This window comes from Paraburkholderia piptadeniae, from assembly GCF_900007165.1.
Taxonomy (GTDB): domain Bacteria; phylum Pseudomonadota; class Gammaproteobacteria; order Burkholderiales; family Burkholderiaceae; genus Paraburkholderia; species Paraburkholderia piptadeniae.
In genome coordinates this window covers 106,183-129,736 of record NZ_CYGY02000096.1, presented here as the reverse complement: position 1 = coordinate 129,736, position 23,554 = coordinate 106,183, and the positions used below count along the sequence as shown (strand labels likewise).

Genomic DNA, 23,554 nt, shown 5'->3' with positions numbered 1-23,554 from the left:
CGGAAAACGGCGTGCGGCTTGCCATCGAGGATGCCAACGCTGCCGGCATCAAGATCAAGGGGCAGCCTGTCCATTTCCAGCTTGTATCCGAAGATGATGCGGCTGATCCAAAAACAGCTGTTACCGTCGCGCAAAAATTCGTCGATCAGAAGGTAAACGGCGTGGTCGGCCATATCACATCGGGGGCAACGATTCCCGCATCGAAGGTATATGCAGGTGCGGGAATTCCGCAGGTCTCGCCATCGGCAACCAACCCTGAACTGACGAGGCAGGGATTCGCCACAGCGCATCGGGTAATCGGCGACGATAGCGAAGTCGGACGGGTCATCGCCCAGTACATGGCAAAAACGAAGGGATACAAGCGTGTAGCTGTTGTCGACGACCGGTCGTCCTATGGTCAGGGACTGGCGGACCTCGTCGTCAAGGAACTGAAGGCCGCAGGCGTCGATGTTATCGACAGGGAATTCGTTTCCGATAAAACCGTGGACTTCCGTGGCATCCTCACGTCGATCAAGTCGAAAGATGCACAGGCCGTGTTCTATGGCGGTGTCGATGCTCAGGCGGGTCCGCTTCGCAAGCAGATGACGGGCCTTGCTATGAAGACTCCGCTTGTTGGATCAGCGATCGAAACGGACAAGTTCGTTCAGCTGGCGGGTCCGGCCGCCGCCGAGGGTACGGTCTCCGCCGAGTCCGGCCAGCCACTCGAGAAGATGCCAAACGGCCCGGCGTTTGCCGCGAAATACAAGAAATTCGGGTCGGTCGTGCTGTTCGCACCGTATGCGTACGATGCTACCTGGGCGCTGATCAACTCGATGAAGCTGGCTGATTCGACCGCGCCAGCCGATTATCTGCCCGCGATGAAGAAGGTGGAGTTTGACGGTGTGACCGGCAAGATCGCCTTCGACGCCAAAGGCGACCTCCGCGCTGCGGCAGTGACACTGTATGAGGCGAAAGGCGGCAAGTTCCAGCCGGTGAGTACGGTGACGGGTTCGCACACCTCCGGCGCAAACTGAACACGGCGCGTTTTCGCTGTGCGGCGACGAGCGGCTTAAGGTCGCTGGTCGTCGAAGCGCGATCGCCGCCCAGAAGTCGATGGTCCGCTTGCTGACCAGGAGCGGGCCTTTCGAGTTCCGCAAAAGGGTGACGATGCGTGTCCTTTCAAGGGCGACTGCAGGCCGATGACGAATGTACCAATCTTGGCCCCGTTGCAGACCTTCGCCCCACCATAACTGCTCGCGATAGCGTCAGCTATTGCGGCGTGTTCGTCCCAGACTGTCTTGCGCTGGCCAACTACCTGCTGCACCCCAGAACGGTTGACTCATAGAGGATTGCCGAGTGCGAACGCGACGGCAGCTTCGCCGTGAATGGCCGTCGAGTCGAAACCCGGCAGCGGCAGCTTGTCGGTCTCGAGAATCAAACAGATTTCGGTGCACCCAAAAATGACGGAGTCCGCGCCATCGGCCTTTGCCTTCTCGATGAGAGCAATCAACACATCGCGCGAGCTATCCACCACCTTTCCGGCGCAGAGCTCGTCGAAGATGATGCTATGGACCTTCGTTCGGCCATCCGCATCAGGAACGACGACTCCAATGTCGTGACGCTTCATCCGCTCCTGATAGAAGCCGTTTTCCATCGAATATCGCGTCGCAATCAGCAGAGGTCGCTGACAGCCAGCCGCTTGAAGGCGCTTGGCGGTCTCATCGATGATGTGGATGAGTGGCACTTTGATGGCAGCTTCAACCGCGTCGGCAACGAGATGCATCGTCACGGCGCAAATGAGCACGCACTCGGCGCCCGCATCTTCGAGCGCACGTCCGACATCGGCGAGACGGCGACCCGCATCGTCCCAGCGGTTCGACTTTTGCATATCGACGATGCCTTGAAAATCGACCGAAAACATGAGCAGTTCTGCCGAATGCAAGGCGCCAAGCTGGGTGCGTACAGCCTCATTGATTTGACGGTAGTACACGGACGAGCCTTCAAAGCTCATGCCGCCAATCAAGCCTATCTTGCGCATTTTGTTTGCCTCGTTTGAATATCGAAAACTTGCTCGTTATCAGGAACATCGCCCGTTCATCGGGCGCCCCTGAGAAAAACGGATCGCGCCGACATGCCTAACGCGACGGCTCGCAACAAGCCAACTCAACGAAAGTCTTCAGAAGCCGTCTGGCCTCACCCGTGTCTTCGAGTTCGCTTACCAGAACGTCGGGGTCGGCGCCTTCGGCACGCAAGACGTCCGCGCGTCGCCGAATACACGCCTCAGACACCTGCGGTGTGAATTCCGGGTGAAACTGGGTCGAGATGGCGTTCGGTCCGTATCGAACGATCTGATGCGGATCGTGTTCCGAGGATGCCAGAACCTGCGCACCCGGCGGCAATTTGATGACCGATTGTTCGTGCGTCAAGTGCGCCTTGAACACCTCGGGCCAGTTCCTCAAGAAAGAATCTTCAGCTGCCGCCGGCGACAGGCTGATTTCCTTGCAACCCACTTCTCGCCCTCGCGGGTGGTAGTCGACCCGGCCGCCTAGCGCATGGGCCATAAGTTGATGGCCATAACACACCCCGAAAAGCGGCATGCCGATTTCCATCGCATCGCGAACCCACTGCGCCGCCTCTTCGCTCCAAGGCAGGCGGTCCGTCACCATTGCCCAAGACCCTGTAATCACGGCTACGCGACTTGCGTCGGGACTCGGCAGTTTCTCTCCTTCGAACACGCGGACTACTTCGACGGCCTCAGCCGTGCATCCAAGCGCACGGCAAAACCAATCAGGCAGATCACCAAACGGGTCACGCACCTCAGCGGGAGGTGTACCGACCTGAACGATAAGTATCGAGGGAGAAGTCATGAGCGAGATGCGGTGCTAGAAAGGCCATCAGTCTAGCTTGAACAGAGAATCTTGAAAAATGAATAATGGTGAACGGGGCTTCTTGAAATGAGAAATATCGATTTGGATTCACTTGAAATCTTCAAGGCTGTCGTGAATTTCGGCGTTGTCACCAAGGCTGCGGCCAACCTAAACAGGGTGCAATCGAACATCACGACCCGGGTCAAAAATCTCGAAGAGCGTCTTAGCGTCGCGCCAGCCCAAGGACCGCAAACCAGGCCTTGCATGTAACCATGCGCCAAGATTAATTTGCCGCGGGTTAACCTTTCCATTTTAGTTCGCTGCCGGAAACGAGCACACCATCCAGGTCTGCGTAGATCCATTCCGCCGGACGCACAGTGGCGCCTGGAAGCGCGACTGTTACATCGCGCTGCCCCCCTGAACCTCGTGCGCAGCGCCGAGGGTTCATACCGATCGCCGCGATTCCAACGTCACACTGTGACATCTCCTCACGATCGCGTACCCCACCAAAGACCAGGACGCCAGCCCATCCACGAGCGACAGCAATTTCGCCTAGATTCCCGCCGACCAGAGCACAGCGCAAACTGCCGCCGCCATCAACAACGAGTACACGTCTGCCACCCTCTGTATTCAGAACGTCACGTATCAGTCCGTTTTCCTCAAAAACTTTTACTGTGACAGCAGGCCCACAAAAGCGCTTCGCTCCGCCGTACTGCTGAAACATCGGGGTAAGCACACGCAAACTCCCACTCTCGAACAATGCCTCGTGCGAATCGCACAAGTCAGCGGTAGTCATATCCATTCACACCTCTGGCCATTCCGGAGCCGATTACTCATAGATCAGAAATATAGGCGACAGACGGATGCCTGAAAAACGAGCGCACGAGTTCTGGGTTTTGCTGGACCTGTGCAAGTTGGTCGTGAACTTTCGGACCGAGCTTTTCGCCCTTGCGCAAGGGATTTCGCGCGACGCCTGTGCGCTTCACGTGGCTCCACACCAACTCATCCGGGTTGAGGTCCGGTGCATAACCGGGCAGAAAGTGCAGGGTCAGTTTGCCGTTAGTACTGGCAACGTAGTCCTTCACGACGGCCTTTTTGTGTGCGGGCAGTCCGTCGACAATCAGATGAACCGGCCTCTTCCGATTGAACATCAACTTCTTGAGCAGCGCGACGAACAGTTCACCGCTGAGTCCCCCTTCGTACGTGGCAAACCAGAACGCGCCCTTCGAGTTGACGGCGGACGCCGCGCTCATGCTCTGCCGTTGACCGGGTCGCTCTACGACCGGTGTTTCGCCGCGTGGCGCCCAGGTCTTGCCATGTACCGAGTCGGCCCGAAAGCCCGATTCGTCCCAGAAGAAGATGTCCGCCTTCTGCTCACGAGCGCGTCTGGCGATGGATGGATACGTGTCGTGTTGCCAGCGCTCGATTGCCTCTGGATCGCGCTGGTAAGCGCGCTGCAGCGGCTTTTGCGGCGTCAGGTTCAGACGCGCCAGCATCGTGCCGATCGAGGCCAGGCTCAGCGCGATACCGAATTTACGCTGTACCAGTTCGCGTACGAGATTACGCGTCCAAAGCCCGAAGTCAAAGCCATACTGCATTGGGTTCTTGCCATTGATCCAGCGCAGCACCTGCTGCTCCTGTGCGGCAGTGAGCTTGCGCGGGCGGCCTGTCGCCTGGGTCGACCTCAACGCACGCACACCTCGTCCTCGCCCCCGGGCCTTCGCTCGCAGCTTGTACGCCCACGAACGATGCATTCCAAACGACGCCGAAACCGCATCGGGATGTTCCCCATCGTTCATCCGCTCAAGTGCCAGCATGCGCATCTCTTCGAGGATGTTGTGCGCCAGACTTCTCCCGTCTCGTTTCACAGTCCGTGGCTCCATCGAGTGACACGACACGATAGATCAGCACTCGTCGAATTTGTTCCCTAACTTACTGACCAATGAGTAATTAGTAAATCGCCCTCTCCCACGTACAACACTATGCATATAAGATCAAGTAAGCGAACGATACCTGCCGGGTCAACTTCCCCATCTCACACCAAAGGTTCGGGAGCCTCTGAGCGCCTTTGTCTACAATCAAGCGCCGCGACCTAATACCCACCTGATTCAGGGCCGAACCCCTACGTCGTTATATGCCTTGTCCGGCGAAACTGCTGTATGGTCACAAAGAAATGACGTCGAATGCTAGATCGTCCCGCGTAGCAAGTAGTCGCAGTCACAAGCGTTGCTCCGATTATACGGAGCAACGTTCGCAGTTTTTCTGCGTATGCTCTCAATTTCTCGTCAAAAATCTGCGCATTTGTGCACTTTTAGGGATGTTTCCTCAGAACCCAGTTTGTACAAACGCACGCCTCGACCTTGGGACTCGAACACTTGCTGCAGCACAAGTCTTCGCTCTTAGGGTTCCCTAAAAGCAAGAAGCTCACTGCGCAGTGCAGCGGGCTGCGAACGTCCAACTCAATGCCAACGATAATTTGAAATGCCCGATTGTCAGCCAGCACGGATAGTCCTGTAGCTTGCATCCTTGCATTGTTATCGCTAAACCGGGCAAGATGCGCGTTACAAATGACTGACCAAAGGTTCAAGATGGGCTTCGACAGCGTATATAAGATCCTTCCCGAGGTTTTCTCGCAGAGTTATGTTGAAGCTAGAGCGAAGTTTCTCGCTATAGCACCCGCAGCCCGGCCATATGCCTGCAGCAGCTTAGGCCCCTCTGGCGAGCCTCTTTACACGGACGTTGCATATTTTGGCGACCGGAATGCAAGTCGTCTTTTGATTTTGATCTCCGGCACACACGGTCCTGAAGGATACTCAGGGTCGGCCTCGCAGCTTCTTTTCTTGCGGGCCGGGCTTCAGGATGCATTGCCCGCATCCACTGCCGTACTCTTAGTCCATGCATTGAATTGTTACGGGTTTGCGTGGGATAGACGCGTTACCGCGGAAGGATGTGATCTGAATCGCAACTTCGTCGATTATTCTCGGCCCACTCCGACGAATCCTGGCTACACCGAGTTAGCCGAGCACCTTGTGCCACCAGATTTGACCGAAGACACGATTCGGCGCGCCGATGACGCAATTTCTGCATTTCGCAAACTGCACGGTGAGCTGAAATTTGATGAGGCGCGGAAGTCTGGGCAGTACACTCACCCAGAGGGCGTTTTCTATGGCGGGTCTGGTCCTACTGAGGCTCGACAGACACTCGAGCAAATCGTGAAGGACTTCGATATCGCAGGTCGTGAAAGTGTGATCATCGTCGACTACCACACCGGACTTGGTCCGTACGGCTACGGCGAACTGCAGTCCGAACAGCCATCAGGCATCGCGGGTTTTCAGAGGGCCGTCAGCGTATTCGGACCGTCTGTAACGTCTCCGGATCTCGGAACATCATCGTCGGTAGTAGTGCGCGGCACACAGGATGAATTGTGGCAACGAATCCTCGGGGATCGGCATACGTACGTGGCATTGGAATTCGGTACTTACGGCGCAGAGCGCGGAAGGGAAGTCATTCGAAACGATCACTGGCTCTATCGCTATCGACGGGACGAAATTAATCTCGAACTTGGGGTCCGGATTCGCCAAGAGGCGAAACTTCACTACAATCCTGAGGCAAACGACTGGAAGGAAATGGTGCTTTGTCGCTCACACCAAGTCCATCGACAAGCCATGAACGCGCTTACCTGAGAGGCTCGCGCCAAGGCCTACCAGCTCACTGACAGATCCCGATTAGTGAATCAGACCATCGTCACTGGGATCTTACCGATCTTCGCTTGCCACTCCTTCGGTCCCGTCTGGTGAACAGACGTGCCGTTCGAATCGACAGCTACCGTGACCGGCATGTCCTGCACGTCGAATTCATAGATGGCTTCCATGCCGAGGTCTTCGAATGCGAGTACCTTCGCGCTGCGGATCGCCTTCGACACGAGATACGCCGCGCCGCCCACGGCCATCAGATATGCGGCCTTGTGCTTCCTTATCGCCTCGATCGCGACGGGGCCGCGCTCGGCCTTGCCGATCATCGAGATCAGGCCGGTTTGCGCGAGCATCGTTTCCGTGAACTTGTCCATGCGTGTGGCGGTGGTCGGGCCTGCCGGGCCGACGGCTTCGTCGCGCACCGGATCGACGGGGCCGACGTAGTAGATCACGCGATTGGTGAAGTCGACGGGCAGCTTTTCGCCCTTGGCGAGCATGTCGGCGATACGCTGGTGCGCGGCATCGCGGCCCGTCAACATCTTGCCCGACAGCAGCAGCGTCTGACCCGGCGCCCACGATGCGACTTCTTCCGGCGTCAGCGTGTTCAGGTCGACGCGCCTGCTCGTTTCCGTGTTCGGCTCCCATGTGACCTTCGGCCATGCGTCGAGGGGCGGCGGCGTGAGCTTCGCGACGCCCGCGCCGTCCAGCGTGAAATGCGCGTGGCGCGTCGCCGCGCAGTTCGGGATGATCGCGACCGGCTTTGATGCCGCGTGCGTCGGGGCAGCCATGATCTTCACGTCGAGGACGGTTGCGAGACCGCCCAGACCCTGCGCGCCGATACCGAGCGCGTTGACCTTCTCGTGCAGCTCGATACGCAGTTCTTCGATCCAGTCCTGCGGGCCGCGCGCGATGACGTCCTGAATGTCGATTGGGTCCATCAGCGATTCCTTCGCCATGACCATCGCCTTTTCAGCCGTGCCGCCGATACCGATGCCGAGCATGCCCGGCGGACACCAGCCCGCGCCCATCGTCGGCACGGTCTTCAGGATCCAGTCGACGATCGAATCCGACGGATTCAGCATCGCGAATTTCGACTTGTTCTCGGAGCCGCCGCCCTTCGCCGCGACCTGCACGTCGACGGTGTTACCCGGCACGATCTCGTAGTGGATCACGGCGGGCGTGTTGTCCTTCGTGTTCTTGCGGCCGCCTTCGGGCGGCGACACGATCGACGCGCGCAGCACGTTGTCCGGGTTCAGGTAACCGCGGCGCACGCCTTCGTTGATCATGTCGGTGACGCTCATGGTGGCGCCGTCCCAGCGCACGTCCATGCCGACCTTCACGAACACCGTGACAATGCCCGTGTCCTGGCAGATCGGGCGCTTGCCTTCGGCGCACATGCGGCTGTTGGTCAGGATCTGCGCAATGGCGTCCTTCGCGGCCGGGCTCTCTTCGAGCTCGTACGCGCGGCCGAGCGCCTCGATGTAGTCGAGCGGGTGGTAATAGCTGATGTACTGCAGCGAGTCCGCAATACTCTGGATCAGCTCTTCCTGTTTGATGACGGTCATGGCAAGTCACTCGTGATGTCGCCTCGGCGCGTCTGCGAACTCATGAACCAGGTCGACATCCCGACACAAGCGCTGCAGGCTTCAACGAAGCATCTATAAATTGTATCGCGCAAGGCTTTGAATGAGTTTCGAAGCCTGGCAACGCCGCTGCGCAGATTTGAAAACTCGAAAACGGCGAAGGCGGCTATCCCGCGATCGCCGCAATTGATGGTCTGTGCGTCGGCGGAGGATAGACGCACCATAATCCAAGACCGTGTCGAAAGAAGACTATAGCGAATGTACTCGACGAACCTACGACCTCGACCCTTACAACGCGCCACGGCATGTCTCGCGATTTCGGCAGCCGTTTGACCCTCAAGATCTCATTGGAGCCAAGCCAAGCGTGCGCAAGAACACTCAGAGAGTCGGCATGAAGTTTCATCGTTTCCTCGATTGCTCATTCGTTCCCACCGGTTGCGGCATGGGTGGGTATGCAGCGAATTGCGCGTCGGGCGCTATTGAATCGAACAGTGTTGGAGCCTGCTCAATTCGCTGCCCTGCGCAACCCTGAACCAATTCCTGCATACATAAATCGCTAGTTGCGGAGTCTTGAAGAGTCAAGCAACGGATTCGTCCCATTCTCAGCAACTCCGGGATTGGCTCACCACGCATCCCTTTCCTCAGGAACGTCCAGATGCCAATGTCGACTGATCCCTGCGTCCTTAGCAGCTATTGCATCGACTTCGTTGCATATAATTGCTATCGCACACTCTGCGGATACGCCTAGATATAAAAGTGCCCGCTCCATCAGAGGAAGCTCTGACAAACCCAAGCCGTCGCAGGGAACGACCACGGAAAAGATCTTGATGAAGTCCCTAGTGAATGCTTTCTCACAAGCCACCACGACATTGTGAGAAACCATTCCACTAACCAAGGCCAACTTGATTCCTTTTTGCACTGCCCCATCAATAGCAGCGTTAATATCGTCCCGGATCGTGACCAATCTGACGGATTTTGGCTCAGCAACTGAGTCGATCAGGACGTCGTCCAGACATAAAATGAAGGCCTCGACCGACATGACGTCGTCTCCTCTTTTGGCAGCCTGCGAGTCGTCAGAACCCTAAATCGGGGCGTCGAAGTACCGAATTCTCAAGCGCCCACCTAAGCAACTTCAGGCCACTTTTTCAACTCAACGAGCAGTTGCTTTGCTGCCACGCGGTCGCCTGGGTGGACGTGAATTGCGGCGACTTCATACTCCCCATCGGCCGTGATGTTCGTCTCCATCTTCATGGCCTCCATGGCAATCAACAGGCTGCCGGCGGAGATTCTCTGCCCGAGTTGAACCGCCACCGTTACGATTGAACCAGGCATCGGTGCGGCGACATGCAGCGGATTTAACGGGTCCGCAACCGGCCTGCCAGCGCGCGCCACAATAGCTTCAGAGCGCACGCGCGGCTCAATTAGCGTGGTCCGCGACTGCCCGTTCAACTCAAACTGGACTTTGACCATGCCATCCTCGACATCGGTGTGCTGTCCCTGCAGTGACACAAGCAGTGTCTTTCCGGCATCGAGATCTATGGCTACTTCTTCCTGCGGCTGCAACCCATACAGGAAAGCTGAAGTGGGAAGCACTGAAGTGTCGCTGTATGCCTGCAGATGTGCGTGGTATTCGGCCGTCTGCTTCGGGTACATCAGGTACGAAGCGAGTTGCCGGTCGTCGAGCGGTAGCTCGCAGGCGGCCTCGCCGTGCGCACGCGCCACTTCCAGGTCGACAGCCGGAATCTGATCCCCGGGCCGGTAAGGCGAAGGCGCGTCGCCCCGCAAGACCTTGCGAGACAGTTCCGCCGGGAAGCCGTCGGGCGGGAAGCCGAGTTCGCCCTTGAACAACGACACGACCGATTCCGGAAAAGCGATTTCCTTGGAGGGATCGCACACATCAGCCGCCTTCACGTCATTGGCCACGATCATCAAGGCCATATCGCCGACCACCTTGGAGGTCGGTGTTACCTTGACGATATCGCCAAACATCCGGTTGACGTCCGCATACGCACGCGACACTTCTGTCCACCGATGTTCGATCCCAAGCGAGCGTGCCTGCTCCCGCAGGTTCGTGTACTGACCACCAGGCATTTCGTGACGGTAGACATCCGCCGTTCCCGCTCGAATCTCCGATTCGAACGGTGCATAGTAGCGACGCACGCCCTCCCAGTACATTGACGCCTCGTGTAGGCGTTCGAGACTGAGCCCGGGATCGCGTGAGCTACCGGCCAGCGCAGCGACAATGCTCGACAGATTCGGCTGCGACGTGAGGCCGCTCATCGCGTCGAGCGCGCCATCGACCGCATCGCAGCCGGCATTGATCGCGGCGAGTGCCGACGCGGCCGAAATTCCACTGGTGTCATGCGTATGGAAATGAACGGGCAGGCCCGTCTCTTCCTTGAGGGCCTTCACGAGCGCCGCAGCCGCCTGCGGACGGCAGATGCCCGCCATATCCTTGATGCCGAGAATATGCACGCCTGCTTGTTGCAGTTCCCGCGCGATGCCGACGTAGTACTTCAGGTCATACTTCGGACGCGAAGCGTCGAACAAATCACCCGTATAGCAAATCGCACCCTCACACAGTGCTCCGCTGTCGCGTACGGCATCGATTGCCACGCGCATGTTGCGCACCCAGTTCAGGGAATCGAACACACGGAACACGTCGACGCCTGCACCTGCAGCCTGCTGCACGAAAAAGCGAACGACATTGTCCGCATAGTTCGTGTAGCCCACTGCATTCGAACCGCGCAATAGCATCTGGAAAAGAATATTGGGTACCCGCTCACGCAACTGCGTAAGGCGCTCCCAAGGGTCTTCCTTGAGGAAGCGCAGCGCCACGTCGAAGGTCGCGCCACCCCAGCACTCCATCGAAAAGAGCTGTGGCAACTCGCGCGCATAGAACGGTGCGATCGGCAGCATGTCGGCAGTACGCATTCGCGTGGCAAACAGCGACTGGTGCGCATCGCGCATCGTCGTGTCGGTCAGCAGCACCTGCTTTTGGTCGAGCATCCACTGCGCAAATTTCTCGGCACCCAGTTCGTGCAAGCGATCTCGCGTACCCGCAGGCATGGGGCTCGCTGTGTCCACTTTCGGCATGACGGGTCGTGGTAGCGGCAACGCGGGCAGCGACCGGCCAGTCATTTCCGGATGTCCATTGACGCTTATGTCGCCGAGGTAGCGCAGCAGCTTGGTCGCACGGTCTCGACGTTTCGTGAAAGCCAGCAGCTCAGGTGTCAGGTCGATGAAGCGCGTCGTGACATCGCCTCGCCCGAAGGACGGGTGATTGATGACGTTCTCGAGAAACTGCAGGTTCGATGCGACCCCACGAATACGGAATTCCCGCAGCGCCCGGTCCATCCGCCGGATCGAATCGGCTGCCGTGGGCGCCCATGTGGTTACCTTAACCAGCAACGAATCATAATACGGCGTAATCACCGCGCCGCCATAGGCTGTACCGGCGTCGAGCCGCACACCGAAGCCCGCAGCACTCCGGTACGCGGTCAACCGTCCATAGTCAGGCAGAAAGCCATTGTCAGGATCCTCGGTCGTGATCCGGCACTGAAGCGCATGGCCGTTAAGCGGAATCTCCGCCTGCGCCGGCACCCCTGCCGCGCGGGTGCTGACTGCGCCGTCCGGATCGAGCACATCTTCGGTCAGTCCAATCGCGCCACCCTCGGTAATGCGGATCTGAGCCTTGACGATGTCGACGCCGGTAATCATCTCGGTGACCGTGTGTTCCACCTGGATGCGCGGATTGACCTCGATGAAGTAGAACTTGCCGGAGTCCGCATCCATCAGGAACTCGACGGTGCCCGCGTGAGTGTAGCCGACGGCGCGCATCAACCGCAGCGCGGATTCACAGAGCGCCGCGCGACCCGCATGATCGAGATACGGCGCGGGAGCGCGCTCGACGACCTTCTGGTTGCGTCGTTGCACCGTACAGTCACGTTCATAGAGATGCACGAGCTTGCCGTGAGTGTCTCCTAGCACCTGAACTTCGACATGGCGCGCGTTGCGCACCAGCTTTTCCACATAGACTTCGTCGTTACCGAACGCGCCAAGCGCTTCCCGCCGGGCCGCGGCAAGCGCGCCTTCAAGGTCCTGCTCGCTTTCGAGCACCCGCATACCGCGCCCGCCCCCACCCCAGCTTGCCTTGAGCATCAACGGATAGCCAACTCCCGCCGCATGGCGCTTACATTCGTCGAGATCGCGTGGCAGCGGGTCCGTGGCGGGCATCACCGGCACACCGGCCGCAATTGCCGCATTGCGCGCTGCCACCTTGTTGCCGAGCATGCGCATGACGTCCGGCGAGGGCCCGACCCAGCGTATGCCAGCATCGATCACGGCCTGCGCGAAATGCGGATTCTCCGAGAGGAAGCCGTAGCCAGGATGAATGGCGTCGACGTTCGCCTGTCGTGCGATCCGCAGAACGTCGTCGATGTCGAGGTACGCGGCGAGTGGCTTTTTTCCTTCACCCACCAGGTAGCTCTCGTCAGCCTTGAAGCGATGCAGCGCGAGCCGGTCTTCCTTCGAGTAGACGGCAACCGTGCGGATGTCCATCTCGGCGGCCGCGCGCATCACACGGATTGCTATCTCGGACCGGTTGGCGATTAACAGGGATTTGATCGAGAGGTTAGTCATTCGGGACACATCGAAACTACGGGGAAAAGACGGCTCCGACCAACCTGCGCTGAAGACTGGCCAAGCCTTAAGAATCCTTACGCGAGAAACTAGGCAAAATCCAAGGTAAGGATATGGGAATCCATCCAATCCCAAGAACGGTCACTATTGGACCATGCCCAATTGCGTGAACCCGTGGAGCTACTGTCGATTCCCAGAGGCTTCTGAACACCTGCCTCCCCTTCCGTAGTGCAGTCAACGCTCTCGCCGCATGACGCTCCTTCCACACCGCAAATCATCGCTCTATCCCCCAATCAATATGAAAAGACTTAAAACACAGAAAATCGAATTGTCTGTCAAGACATGACTTTGCAACTGTCGTGAGCCCGGTTCTTGGGTCCGAACGGTTGCCATATGAAAATCCCAACCGGAGCCGCGCGGGATTCAGATGAAAGACGGCAGCCGAAGTGACCAGTTGCGTCACGACAAACGGAGAAAGCACTCACAATGACCGTGGTCGGCCTCGAGCACCGACATCGCCCAAGGTTCGAAGTGTGATTCTCTTCGCCAAGTGAGAAATTCTACGGGGGAACACTGTCACGCCAGCATCACAACATCGGCAATCCAACTTCGAAAAAGTAGAAGCCCCGGCTTGCGCCGGTATCTAACCTGGCAAGCGACTGCATCAGAGATCATAAAATTCAAGGATGATCTGCCAGAAACTACCATCGTCGCGCAGCCTGAATCTCACTGCCTGTCGCAGTTCGATGCCACCCTTAATTCCATTTCCTCGTTGGTCGATGGCGTCGACGCCATAGCAGGATATGTGCTTCCAGTCGGCCCCCTTGATCTTGCTCCCAACCTCAAAATGATCGTTTGGGTTCACGCGTTTTGTGACGAACTTCCGCTCGCTCGTCTTAGCTCGATGAATGTTCAAGTCACCAATCTTCGAGGCTGCAATAGCGTGGCAGTGGCGGAGGACTCGATGGCACTTCTTCGTGGGCTTGCAAAGCGCCTGCCAATGAAACGCCGAGCCGTGATTGCAGGCTGCGCATTTCCGGTTTACGAGCCCGACTCTCAGTCAATGATGCTGAATGACCGCACGCTGGGGCGGATTCAACCGGTGGATAGGTGCCGCTCACTGAAGAGCAAAAGGTTTATCTCTCTGCATATCACAACTCCTTTAAGCGCTCGCGATGCATCCTTTCGACGATGTCGCGCTTACAGAGGTTGTGAGCCGGCCCCGAAGCGAATCGCGTGTTGCATCTCAGCTTCACAACCGCGGTCGACTCGCGCCGACCGCTCCGTACACAACGGGTCACGCGCTAGAACTTGTGTCGCAGGGCGACACGCGCAACAAACTGGTTCTCGGTGGATGACACGTTGTCCGCCCCCGGAACATAGGCCACATCGAGTACCGTGCCCGTCTTGTCGCCCCCAACGTGTTGATATGCACCCTGTACGTACACGTCGGTCCTCTTCGACAAGTTGTAATCCGCCATCAAGCCCGCTGACTGATAGTTGGGATGAGCCTTGCCACTTGTCGCGTCGAAGTTTGTCCGGGTGTACGTGTACATTGCTCCTACATATAAGGCAGGGGTGAACTGATACTTGGCATTGACTTCGAAATTGTTGAATCGGAGGGACGAAAGCGTCGCCCCACCGGGAGGCGTAATTGCGCCAACATACCCGGAGCTAACTGGCTGTGTCACATATGTATTGGTATATGCGAAGCCCAGCGTCGCACTGCCGAAAGTGTAGTTGACACCTGCACCGACAACCTGCAGCCTTTTGCCAAGAAAGTTTTCGTCGCCGCCGTTGTTGATTGCGCCGCCAGCCGTAGCCGACGGATTGTTTGCCTGCAGATACGCGGCGGCCAACAGCAGACCGCCCGTCTGGTATTGCATGCCTACGCTGTACTGGCGATTATTGGCAAAGTTCGTGTCGTTGCTAAAGCTGTAAGTACCTCCGAACTGGAAGCCTGCAAGACTCGGACTCGCGTACTTGATCGTGTTGTTCACACGAAACGTATTGTCCGTGTTGTCATTATCGTACGGGTGCGAAAACAGATAGCCTGCCCAGTTTCCGTTGGCTGTGGTCTGCGCCAGATAGTCAACTAAAGAGTCATACTGCCGACCTAGTGTTACTGTACCAAACTGATCCGACGCGATTCCGACGTAGGCTTGGCGACCAAACATCAGTCCGCCCTGGCCAAGACGGCCGTTGTTCACGTTAAATCCGTTCTCCAACTGGAAGACTGCCTTAATCCCACCCCCCAGGTCCTCCGAGCCTTTCAGGCCCCATCGGCTCCCCTGTGCATAGCCGCTCTGAAGCTCATAAACCTTGCTACCTCCGACGTTATTGGTATAGTCGAAGCCTTCGTCGATAACACCATAAAGCGTCACCGAATTCTGAGCCATCGCGGGGACCGCAATAGCGGAGATGATTAAACCTGTCAAAATTTTGTTCATTACGGTCTCCAAATCTTTTTAAAACTACTTATGATAATTTTAAAACTTAAACATCATACTTCCCGAGCCGCATTCAGGACCCACCGGCCTGCATCTGTCTGTCCCACTTAGCGAGTTGCATCTACTACTATGGATGCTGATACATCAACAGCAACCTAACCGGCGATCCGTGATTACCTCGGCACGGGTACGCGCGCCATGGCGGCGGAAATTATCGCCAAGGCCGCCCCGCACCGTCATCGAAAACTCGCGTTCAAGGCAGCGGACGTGATCTTTTGATTTTTATTCGATCAATCCCGCTTTTACGCATGCAACCCTTCGGCTCGTCTGGCACAAGCGGCTCAGCTTGCCTCCCTCACCGCGCTCAAAAAGCGTTGCGTGCGCTCATGTTTTGGCGCTGAGAAGAACGTTTCGGGAGGCCCTTCTTCGATGATCTTGCCGTTAGAGAAGAAGCAGACGCGGTCTGCGAACTCCTTCGCAAAGCCCATCTGATGGGTCACCATCAGCATCGTCAGGTCGTGTTCTTCCCCAAGCTTGCGGATGACGTTCAACACCTCCCCGCAAAGTTCAGGGTCCAACGCCGACGTGACCTCGTCGAACAGCATGATCTTCGGACGCATCGCTAGAGCCCTGGCAATCGCCACGCGTTGTTGCTGGCCTCCTGAAAGTTGCGACGGATAGTGATCACACTTGTTACTGAGACCGACGAGCGATAGCAGTTCCATTGCGCGATCCTTTGCCGCCGACTTCGACATCCCCAAGACCCGCTGAGGTGCTTCGATGATGTTCTGCAGCGCGGTCATATGCGGGAAGAGATTGAAGCTCTGAAAAACCATCCCGATTTTCGACCTCACCCGGCGTTGATGCCGCAATGAAGCGGGAACGAGCTTACCGCGCGATTCCATATGGGTAAGGTACTCCCCATCGACCTCGATGCGCCCGTCCGTCACCGAATCGAGTGTCATGAGCACCCGCAGAAGCGTGGATTTTCCGGATCCGCTGGGCCCGATGATTGCCACCTTCTCGGCCTTCTTTACTTCCAGGTTCAATTCATCGAGAACCGTTAACGTTCCGTACCGTTTCGTGACGTCGATGAGACGCACGATCGGATCCGGGCTTTGGGAAGAATCCGCAACCTTTACTGTTGCGGTGTCGGCATCACGTCTCACTGATGTCTCCTTTACTCGAATAGATGCTATCTGTAGTTTCTTCACGGTCCGGCTGGATCACGGAAGCTTCAGTTGTCGTTCAAGGTGACGTATGCCGTATGCGCAGCACAAGCTGACCATGAGGAAGAAAAGTCCAGCCATGGTGATTGGTTCAAGATAGCGATACGACTCCGCTCCAATATTCTTGGCCTGCTGCATGACCTCCACCACAGTGATTGCAGAGAGGACCGGTGTTTCCTTGAACATGCTGTTGAGATAGTTCCCCAGCACAGGGGTGATTGTGCGGATTGCCTGCGGAAGAATTACATCCGAGTAGGTCCTTCCGGGTGACAACGACAGCGCGGTCGCCGCTTCCCATTGCCCACGATGCACGCCGTTCAGCCCTGCCCGATATACCTCGGACAGGTAACAGCTATAGTGAATGGCAAGGCCCAAGGTCCCAGCCGTGAGCGCCGTCATCGTCAGGCCATAGATCGGAGCGACATAGAAGAGCACGTATACCTGGATTAGAAGCGGCGTGCTTCTGACAAACTCGATTACGAAAGCGCTGGATTTCGCAACCGGCCGGCTTTTGCTGCGACGGAGCACGGCGAGCACGAGACCGAGCACCAGAGCGATTGCAAATGCGCAGATCGTAATCCCCACTGTGTAGGTACACGCGCGTAGAAGCTCGGGCGCAATCTTGACTGCATACGAAACATCAAATAGCGGGGCCATTGTGGAGAACTCCTTAGCCGTTAGCACGCGCGGTTCGCTGCTCGACTTTTCGCATTGCTGCCACGAGAAGCTGCGCAAGTACGAAATAGATCACCAAGGTCGTACCATAGACCACGGTCGAATCTGCCGTGATTGAGTTGACCTGACTTGCACGAAAAGAGAGATCCGAAAGCGTGATCAAGGAAACCAGGGAGGTAGATTTGATGAGTTCGACCATAAGGTTGGTTGACGGAGGCAAGGCATTGCGCATCGCCTGGGGCAGGATAATACGGCGCATCCGCAACGACGCGGTCATGTTCAAAGCGACAGAGGCTTCGAACTGCCCCCACGGGACTGAGCCGAGCGCGCCGCGCAGAATTTCTGACCCGTATGCACCGTAGTTCAAGCCTAATCCGATGATCCCAACCGTAAACGGCGAAAAGTTCAGATTGAAGGGAGGCAGCGGAAGTACAAAAAACAGCCAGAACAATTGCACAAGCAGGGACGTTCCGCGAAATACCTCCACGTAGGTGGTGCCCGCCCATCTCACAATTCGCCAAGGTGAGACACGCATGACTGTCGCGATACCAGCCATGAAGATAGCGATTAGGACGGCGCAGACAGCTATCTTCAGCGTCACCAGTGTTCCCTGCAACAGCAAAGGCAGGATCGCGCGTACAGTTTCCATGGAACGGCTCCCTTTAATCCGATACTTATCAAAAGACCTAGCGCGTTACTGAGCTTTGCCGGCGCAAAGCTCCTTGGTCGTCTTGTCCGGAAGGTTTTGTTTGTTGAAACCGAACACCGAAATGGTCGAAAGATGATCTTCGGAGCCGACGTATCCCTTGAGGATCTTGTTGACGGCGTCGCGCAGGTCGGTGTCCTCGGGACGGAACGCGAACGCGGAATAGCCGTTGTGTTTCGGGTCGTCCGTGAAGTTAGACTCAGCAGACACCTTCCCGTTATATTTACCAGCGAATTCGCGCATGGTCAGGTTGGTACTCGCTGCCGCATCCGCCCGGCGCGTAAGCACCGCCTGGACGAGTTCGGGCGAATCGCCCACCTGCAAAAGCTGCGCCTCCTTAACCCCGGCTTCCTTCGCGTAGACCAGTTCGACAGAGCCAGCGATCACTGCCAGTTTGAGATCGGGATTCTTCGCGACGTCGGGATAGCTATGAATTGCCTTCGGATTACCAGGCAGGGTCATCACCGTGTCCTGAATCCTGTCGATCGGTTCGGAGAACGCCACCTGCTGGCAACGTGCCGGCGTGACATACGTGCCCGACGCAATCACGTCAAACCGCCCCGCCCGCAACCCTGGGATGAGGGAACCCCACTCGGTAAGCACCGTGTCTACTTTTTTGACGCCGAGTTTTGCGAATACTTTCTTAGCCACCTCGGGTGACTCCCCAGTCACCGATCCGTCCAGCTTTGTGAACGCGAATGGACTTTCGTTCGCGTAGCCGATGCGCACTTCTCCGGTGCGCTGAATCCGTTCGAGCGTGGTCTCCGCGCTGGCGTTTGTCGCGAACATTGCGAACAGCGCCGCACAGACTCCAAATGAACCTGCTGCTTTGTAGCGTTTCACGAAAGATCTCCCGCGTTGATAACTTGTAGACGCCTGGACGCGCCGCGTGTCGGACTGCACCGGCTTGATGCAGGTTTTTGTACCTGCCCGGTCATGCGAAGTCCGTAAACGCAGCGTATGAAGCTAAAATTATTTTGTGACTTGATCTAGTGCAATTTTTTCGAATCAGCCAAAGTGTAACGTGACCCTAAACGGAGGTCCGAACGGTGCGACACGACGAGAAGGTTAGAAGTAGCTGGCAAGATGCAATCAATGGATCGCATGTGACTGGATCGAAGCACGCTCGCCTGATTAAGGCCATCACGGCGGACATCGAAACCGGCGCAATGCAGATTGGGGAGCGTTTACCCGTACAGCGCACGCTCGCTGAAACTTTGGGTGTCAGCGTTCAAACCGTTCAGAGCGCATACAAGGAACTGGAGCGCCAGGGTTTTATTCGATGCGACGTCGGCAGAGGTAGCTTCGTGGCTGCCCGCGTGTCGGACAGCATGTCGAATTTCATCCTGGACACAGCCGACCGGGTGAGGATGGACTTCTCCACCGGGCGGATCATACGCACGCCGGCACACGACGCCGAGTGGCAGCGTGCATGTGCTGATCTCGCAGCAGTGGACGAACAACCGTGGATACATGCCTTCAGACCGATAGTCGGCCTTGAGCGTCATCGACGGGCGGGCGCGACCTGGATGCAGGCGCTAAACTTTTCGGCCAGTCCCGAAAACCTGCTTGTCACAAATGGCGGAGAACAGGCTCTGTTCGTAGCGCTCGCTTCGGTCGCCAAGCACGGTGATATTGTATTGACCGAGGCGTTGACCGACCACGGAATCATCGGAGCGGCCAATATCTTGGGGTTTACGCTCAAGGGCGTCGAAATCGACGAATACGGGATCCGTCCTGCTCATTTTGAGGAAATGTGTGACACGCATCGGATCACCGCGCTCGTTTGCACACCAACACTGCACAAGCCGACCGGCACAGTCTTGTCCGAGCACAGACGCCAGACCATCGCCAAAATCGCCGAGCGCTACGGGGTCTATGTCATCGAGGACGATGTACACGGACCACTCGTCGAACATACACAGACGCCGATCGGTAGCTTGATTCCAGAGCTGTCGTGTTATCTCACCGCGATGACGGAGTGCGTTCTAACTGGCCTGCGCGTAGGTTACCTCGCGGTACCGCGCCGCCTTGCTCTCCGAGCGGAAAGCGTCCTTCGTGTCACGAGTTGGATGACCTCCCCAGCTCTGGCGGAAATTGCGGCACGATGGATTCTGGATGGCACCGCGAGCAAGCTGGTCGCCATCCAGCGTGAACGGTTGGCAACGAGGCATGGAATCCTCAACGAGGTCTTGGGTCAATATGCCGACGAGCCGCACCACCAGGGGCTGTCAGCCTGGCTCTCCGTGCCGGAACATTGGCAAGTGAACCGACTCGTGCAGGAGCTGAGCAAGCGCGACATCGCGGTCACTCCGCCGGATCCATTCTTGGTACGCGATATCGACAGACCAAGCAAGATCAGAGTCTGTGTCGGCGTTGAGGCTACAGATACCGCTTATCGAACTGCTCTTGAGACCATCGCAGAGGTCTTCGCCCAGTATCCACAGATCCACGATTTCGTTTAATTTACCGGATTGATCTAGATCATCTGTAATCAATTTTGTCCGCGATTAGAGTGGCCCACATCGTAGTCCTTCCACAAGTCCAAAGGAGACTAAAGATGGTGCCTCTGCCGTTTGGTCGCGACGAATACGCATCGCGCCTGGAGAAAACCCGCCAGAAAATGATGGAGCGCGGGCTCGACCTGCTGATCGTGACCGATGTTGCAAATCAGCATTACTTGACTGGTTATGATGGCTGGTCCTTTTACACGCCCCAAGTCGTTGCTGTCCCGTTGGAGGGCGAGCCGGTGTGGATCGGCCGCTCCGTTGACGCGGTCGGCGGAAGATTGACCGCGTGGATGAAGCCAGAAAACGTCGTTGGCTTTCCGGAAACATATGTGCAAACTCCCCTCCGTCATCCGATGGACTGGGTGGGCCAGCACATTGTCGAGCGTGGCTGGGGTAAGGGCAGAGTCGGCATCGAACTTGAGGCCTACTATTACTCGCCCAAGGCGCATGCGCGCCTGGTCGCCGCCATGCCTGACGCGGAGTTCATCGACGCCGATCTTCTGGTCAGTTGGCTGCGCTCAGTCAAATCTCCGGCCGAAATTGCCTACATGCGAAAAGCAGCGAAGCTGTCCGAGGCAGCGGTCCGTACCGCCTATGAGGTCATCGCTCCGGGCGTACGCGAGTGTGACGCAGCTGCGGCCATCCAGGCTACGCAATCAAATGGCCTCAAAGATGACGCAGGCGACACCACCGCACTGCCCCCTCTCCTGCTTTGCGGAGATAACGGTGCAGCACCGCACATTTTGTGGACCAATCGACGCTTCGATAAAGAGGAGACTATCAGCCTTGAAATCGCTGGCGCCTGTCACCATTACACTGCCGGCCTCGCGCGAACGATGCAGCTTGGCAAAAAGCAGCAAAAGGTTGCTGACGTAGAGAAGGCGGTTCTCGAAGGTATGGCATCAGTCCTTGACACTGCCCGTCCTGGCGTTGAAGCGCAGGAAGTGGAATGTGCTTGGCGCGCGACCATAGCAAAGCACGGCTTCGAGAAAGTGTCTCGGATCGGCTATTCGATTGGGATCGGGTACAGCCCGGACTGGGGTGAGCACACCATCAGCCTGCGGCAGGGTGACACGTCGGTTCTCGAGAAGGGCAACACCATCCATACAATCCTCGGCATGTGGATGGACGGATGGGGTATCGAGATCAGCGAGACGATTCACATTACCGAAAAAGGGTGCGAGACACTCGCGAACTTCCCGCGTGACATTTTCGTCAAGAACTAATTGATCGAAATCGTATCAACCGACTCGCCTGTTTCCACGGCGAGCCGAGGCGCGCCGCGTCGCCAAAATCTGATAACCGAGGCGTATTTGGGCATCTCGAATAGGTGCGTCCAAATCACCGTTTGTTCAATGCGATGAATGACGCATCGGGCGATATTCCCGACTTCAAACTGTGCGAATCACGTATGTTGCATCGCTAGTTTGCGCGTCGTCGAAATACTGAATGGAGTTCCAAAATGTCAAGCGTAGATACGTCCAAAACATCGGCGAGCGCCGACTCGGCATCGCCTATTTCACTCCCGTGGACCAAACGACTGGTTGAGATTGATACGGTCAGCCGTAATTCCAATCTCGGCCTCATCGAAACCGTGCGTGATTATCTCAAGCAAGCCGGCATCGAATCGCTGCTCACATATCACTCCACCGGAAACTGGGCGAACCTGTTCGCCACCATCCCTGCTCACGATGGATCCACAAGCGGGGGTGTCGTCCTATCCGGTCACACTGACGTCGTACCCGTGGACGGTCAGAATTGGGACAGCGACCCGTTCAAGCCCGAGGTGCGCGACGGTCGCTTGTATGGCCGTGGCACTTGCGACATGAAGGGCTTTATTGCCACTGCATTGGCTCTGGTGCCCGAAATGCAGCGAACCAAACTTGCGAAGCCGATTCACTTTGCGTTTTCCTTTGATGAGGAAGTGACCTGTCTGGGCGCCCCCCTGCTTTTGGAGGATCTTGGACGTCGAGGTATCAAGCCCGACGGCTGCATCATCGGGGAACCTACCAGCATGCGTCCGATCGTGGCCCACAAGGGCATCAACGCGTATCGCTGCTGCGTGCGCGGTCATGCTGCCCACTCGTCGCTCACACCGCGGGGCTTGAACGCAATCGAGTATGCTGCACGCCTCATCTGCTACATCCGCGACATGGCGGATCGGTATCGTGCACAGGGGCCCTTCGAGCAATTCTACGACGTGCCTTTCACCACCGCACAAACCAGTACCATTGTCGGCGGTAACGCCATGAATACCGTGCCAGCGGAATGCAAGTTCGAATTCGAGTTCCGCAATCTGCCGGCGATGGATCCGAAACCGATCTTCGAGTCGATCAACGCTTACGCGCTAGAGACCCTGTTGCCCAAAATGCGAGCGGAAAATCCGGCCGCGGCGATCGAGTTCGAGCTTATCTCGGATGCACCAGGGTTCGATGCTTCCGAAGAAGCCGCAATTACCAAATTGGTCAGGGCACTGACCGGTGACAACGAGCACCGAAAGGTGGCGTACGGAACGGAAGCGGGACAGTTCCAGCAGGCGGGTATTCCGAGCGTGGTGTGCGGACCTGGCGACATTGAGCAGGCGCACCGCGCTAACGAGTTTGTTTCGCTCGAGCAGTTGGTCGAGTGCGAGCGTTTCATCAGCCGCGTTGTGAAAAGCCTGTCGACGGAAGCGGCGGCCCAGTGATCCAGACGCAATGTTGAAGTATCTTGGATCGCAAATTTCCTAGTAGTAACAGACTCTGGCTTTCAGACTCGCGGCGACATATCGTCGCCGCGATGCCTTTCCAAAAATAAAGCTTTGCGCTGCGATATATCACTCACCAGTTCATCGTCACTGGGATCTACTCGAACTCAAGCGATGCGGAGGTGCGATCAAGTGCCTGTATAGCCGTTTCCTCATCCATAAGAACACCACTGCGTGCAACCGCGGGTTTAGATACAGGTCAAGTCACGGCGCGGCGCGCGACCTAGGTGCCTGCCATACTGCTGCCCGGAGGTTCACAAGCGAACGGGAAGTTGCCACGTCGTGAAGAAGTGCGAAGCGCATCACAATTCGATCACGGTCCCTCTGCGCGATAGACCTTTACCATGCCGCAGCATCAACCGCGCCCGCCTCACCAGGCCACCAACCATCGTTTGGCTGCGATGTATCGATAAGCGCTTCTCGATGACCGAGTACGCCCCTGCCAACTACAGCGCGGCAGCCCGTTGCGAGTATCA

The 23,554-nt window shown here is 57.1% G+C and carries 18 protein-coding genes and 1 pseudogene; 6 read left to right on the top strand and 13 right to left on the bottom strand.

Features of this window, described 5'->3' with window-relative positions; all coding sequences use genetic code 11:
* Positions 1–1,013: branched-chain amino acid ABC transporter substrate-binding protein (locus BN2476_RS39265; protein ID WP_087739560.1), on the top strand; the 1,013-nt coding region annotated here is incomplete at its 5' end.
* A 305-nt stretch (positions 1,014–1,318) separates the two neighbouring features.
* On the opposite strand, the gene BN2476_RS39260 is transcribed toward BN2476_RS39265, so the two are convergent.
* Together BN2476_RS39260 and BN2476_RS39255 are read right to left on the bottom strand one after the other, a co-directional pair.
* Positions 1,319–2,017 carry an aspartate/glutamate racemase family protein gene (locus BN2476_RS39260; RefSeq protein ID WP_087739559.1) on the bottom strand — a complete coding sequence of 233 codons (699 nt, stop codon included), beginning with the start codon at positions 2,015–2,017 and terminating at the stop codon, positions 1,319–1,321.
* Positions 2,018–2,114: 97 nt separating this feature from the next.
* A complete protein-coding gene (locus BN2476_RS39255; RefSeq protein ID WP_087739558.1) occupies positions 2,115–2,846 on the bottom strand; it encodes a glutamine amidotransferase in 732 nt (243 codons plus the stop codon).
* An 87-nt stretch (positions 2,847–2,933) separates the two neighbouring features.
* Between BN2476_RS39255 and BN2476_RS39250 the strand changes: the two are divergent.
* A pseudogene (locus BN2476_RS39250) lies at positions 2,934–3,080 on the top strand (helix-turn-helix domain-containing protein); the annotation flags it as partial.
* A 64-nt stretch (positions 3,081–3,144) separates the two neighbouring features.
* Here the strand turns inward: BN2476_RS39250 and rraA are convergent.
* Both rraA and BN2476_RS39240 read right to left on the bottom strand, forming a co-directional pair.
* A complete protein-coding gene (gene rraA, locus BN2476_RS39245) occupies positions 3,145–3,648 on the bottom strand; it encodes a ribonuclease E activity regulator RraA (protein WP_087739557.1) in 504 nt (167 codons plus the stop codon).
* Positions 3,649–3,679: 31 nt separating this feature from the next.
* Complete coding sequence (locus BN2476_RS39240) at positions 3,680–4,729, bottom strand: IS630 family transposase (RefSeq protein WP_087739556.1); 1,050 nt, start codon at positions 4,727–4,729, stop codon at positions 3,680–3,682.
* 705 nt (positions 4,730–5,434) lie between these two features.
* On the opposite strand from BN2476_RS39240, the gene BN2476_RS39235 reads away from it, so the two are divergent.
* A complete protein-coding gene (locus tag BN2476_RS39235; protein ID WP_087739567.1) occupies positions 5,435–6,529 on the top strand; it encodes a DUF2817 domain-containing protein in 1,095 nt (364 codons plus the stop codon).
* Between the two features lie 50 nt (positions 6,530–6,579).
* On the opposite strand, the gene BN2476_RS39230 is transcribed toward BN2476_RS39235, so the two are convergent.
* The 9 genes from BN2476_RS39230 to ehuB form a co-directional block, all read right to left on the bottom strand.
* A complete protein-coding gene (locus tag BN2476_RS39230) occupies positions 6,580–8,103 on the bottom strand; it encodes a fumarate hydratase (protein WP_087739555.1) in 1,524 nt (507 codons plus the stop codon).
* Between the two features lie 640 nt (positions 8,104–8,743).
* Positions 8,744–9,160, bottom strand: a complete 417-nt coding sequence (locus BN2476_RS39220) for a hypothetical protein (RefSeq protein ID WP_087739553.1) — start codon at positions 9,158–9,160, stop codon at positions 8,744–8,746.
* 83 nt (positions 9,161–9,243) lie between these two features.
* Entirely contained in the window at positions 9,244–12,762 is a 3,519-nt protein-coding gene (locus tag BN2476_RS39215) for a pyruvate carboxylase (RefSeq protein ID WP_087739552.1), read from the bottom strand.
* Between the two features lie 664 nt (positions 12,763–13,426).
* A complete protein-coding gene (locus tag BN2476_RS39210) occupies positions 13,427–13,678 on the bottom strand; it encodes a hypothetical protein (protein WP_087739551.1) in 252 nt (83 codons plus the stop codon).
* A 388-nt stretch (positions 13,679–14,066) separates the two neighbouring features.
* Positions 14,067–15,212 carry a porin gene (locus BN2476_RS39205; protein WP_087739550.1) on the bottom strand — a complete coding sequence of 382 codons (1,146 nt, stop codon included), beginning with the start codon at positions 15,210–15,212 and terminating at the stop codon, positions 14,067–14,069.
* A gap of 341 nt (positions 15,213–15,553) precedes the next feature.
* Positions 15,554–16,381 (bottom strand): ectoine/hydroxyectoine ABC transporter ATP-binding protein EhuA, encoded by an 828-nt coding sequence (ehuA, locus tag BN2476_RS39200; protein WP_087739549.1) that lies wholly within the window; start codon positions 16,379–16,381, stop codon positions 15,554–15,556.
* A gap of 57 nt (positions 16,382–16,438) precedes the next feature.
* Positions 16,439–17,098 carry an ectoine/hydroxyectoine ABC transporter permease subunit EhuD gene (gene ehuD / locus BN2476_RS39195; protein ID WP_087739548.1) on the bottom strand — a complete coding sequence of 220 codons (660 nt, stop codon included), beginning with the start codon at positions 17,096–17,098 and terminating at the stop codon, positions 16,439–16,441.
* A gap of 13 nt (positions 17,099–17,111) precedes the next feature.
* Entirely contained in the window at positions 17,112–17,765 is a 654-nt protein-coding gene (gene ehuC / locus BN2476_RS39190; protein ID WP_162849293.1) for an ectoine/hydroxyectoine ABC transporter permease subunit EhuC, read from the bottom strand.
* A gap of 45 nt (positions 17,766–17,810) precedes the next feature.
* The gene (ehuB, locus tag BN2476_RS39185) at positions 17,811–18,665 is read right to left on the bottom strand and encodes an ectoine/hydroxyectoine ABC transporter substrate-binding protein EhuB (protein WP_268958023.1); all 855 of its coding nucleotides are present in this window, start codon (positions 18,663–18,665) and stop codon (positions 17,811–17,813) included.
* 206 nt (positions 18,666–18,871) lie between these two features.
* On the opposite strand from ehuB, the gene ehuR reads away from it, so the two are divergent.
* The 3 genes from ehuR (at position 18,872) to argE (ending at position 23,018) form a co-directional block, all read left to right on the top strand.
* Positions 18,872–20,287: a MocR-like ectoine utilization transcription factor EhuR gene (gene ehuR, locus BN2476_RS39180; RefSeq protein WP_087739546.1), complete on the top strand. Its 1,416-nt coding sequence runs from the start codon at positions 18,872–18,874 to the stop codon at positions 20,285–20,287.
* Positions 20,288–20,382: 95 nt separating this feature from the next.
* The gene (locus tag BN2476_RS39175; RefSeq protein ID WP_087739545.1) at positions 20,383–21,558 is read left to right on the top strand and encodes a M24 family metallopeptidase; all 1,176 of its coding nucleotides are present in this window, start codon (positions 20,383–20,385) and stop codon (positions 21,556–21,558) included.
* A gap of 236 nt (positions 21,559–21,794) precedes the next feature.
* Positions 21,795–23,018, top strand: coding sequence for an acetylornithine deacetylase (argE, locus tag BN2476_RS39170; RefSeq protein ID WP_087739544.1), 1,224 nt, complete (start codon positions 21,795–21,797; stop codon positions 23,016–23,018).
* Positions 23,019–23,554: the final 536 nt, after the last annotated feature.

Excerpts from the sequence above, each read along its gene's own strand:
- BN2476_RS39260 (WP_087739559.1), bottom strand. The coding sequence starts at position 2,017 with ATGCGCAAGATAGGCTTGATTGGCGGCATGAGCTTTGAAGGCTCGTCC.
- BN2476_RS39255 (WP_087739558.1), bottom strand. The coding sequence starts at position 2,846 with ATGACTTCTCCCTCGATACTTATCGTTCAGGTCGGTACACCTCCCGCT.
- rraA (WP_087739557.1), bottom strand. The coding sequence starts at position 3,648 with ATGGATATGACTACCGCTGACTTGTGCGATTCGCACGAGGCATTGTTC.
- BN2476_RS39240 (WP_087739556.1), bottom strand. The coding sequence starts at position 4,729 with ATGGAGCCACGGACTGTGAAACGAGACGGGAGAAGTCTGGCGCACAAC.
- BN2476_RS39235 (WP_087739567.1), top strand. The coding sequence starts at position 5,435 with ATGGGCTTCGACAGCGTATATAAGATCCTTCCCGAGGTTTTCTCGCAG.
- BN2476_RS39230 (WP_087739555.1), bottom strand. The coding sequence starts at position 8,103 with ATGACCGTCATCAAACAGGAAGAGCTGATCCAGAGTATTGCGGACTCG.
- BN2476_RS39220 (WP_087739553.1), bottom strand. The coding sequence starts at position 9,160 with ATGTCGGTCGAGGCCTTCATTTTATGTCTGGACGACGTCCTGATCGAC.
- BN2476_RS39215 (WP_087739552.1), bottom strand. The coding sequence starts at position 12,762 with ATGACTAACCTCTCGATCAAATCCCTGTTAATCGCCAACCGGTCCGAG.
- BN2476_RS39205 (WP_087739550.1), bottom strand. The coding sequence starts at position 15,212 with ATGAACAAAATTTTGACAGGTTTAATCATCTCCGCTATTGCGGTCCCC.
- ehuD (WP_087739548.1), bottom strand. The coding sequence starts at position 17,098 with ATGGCCCCGCTATTTGATGTTTCGTATGCAGTCAAGATTGCGCCCGAG.
- ehuC (WP_162849293.1), bottom strand. The coding sequence starts at position 17,765 with ATGGAAACTGTACGCGCGATCCTGCCTTTGCTGTTGCAGGGAACACTG.
- BN2476_RS39175 (WP_087739545.1), top strand. The coding sequence starts at position 20,383 with ATGGTGCCTCTGCCGTTTGGTCGCGACGAATACGCATCGCGCCTGGAG.
- argE (WP_087739544.1), top strand. The coding sequence starts at position 21,795 with ATGTCAAGCGTAGATACGTCCAAAACATCGGCGAGCGCCGACTCGGCA.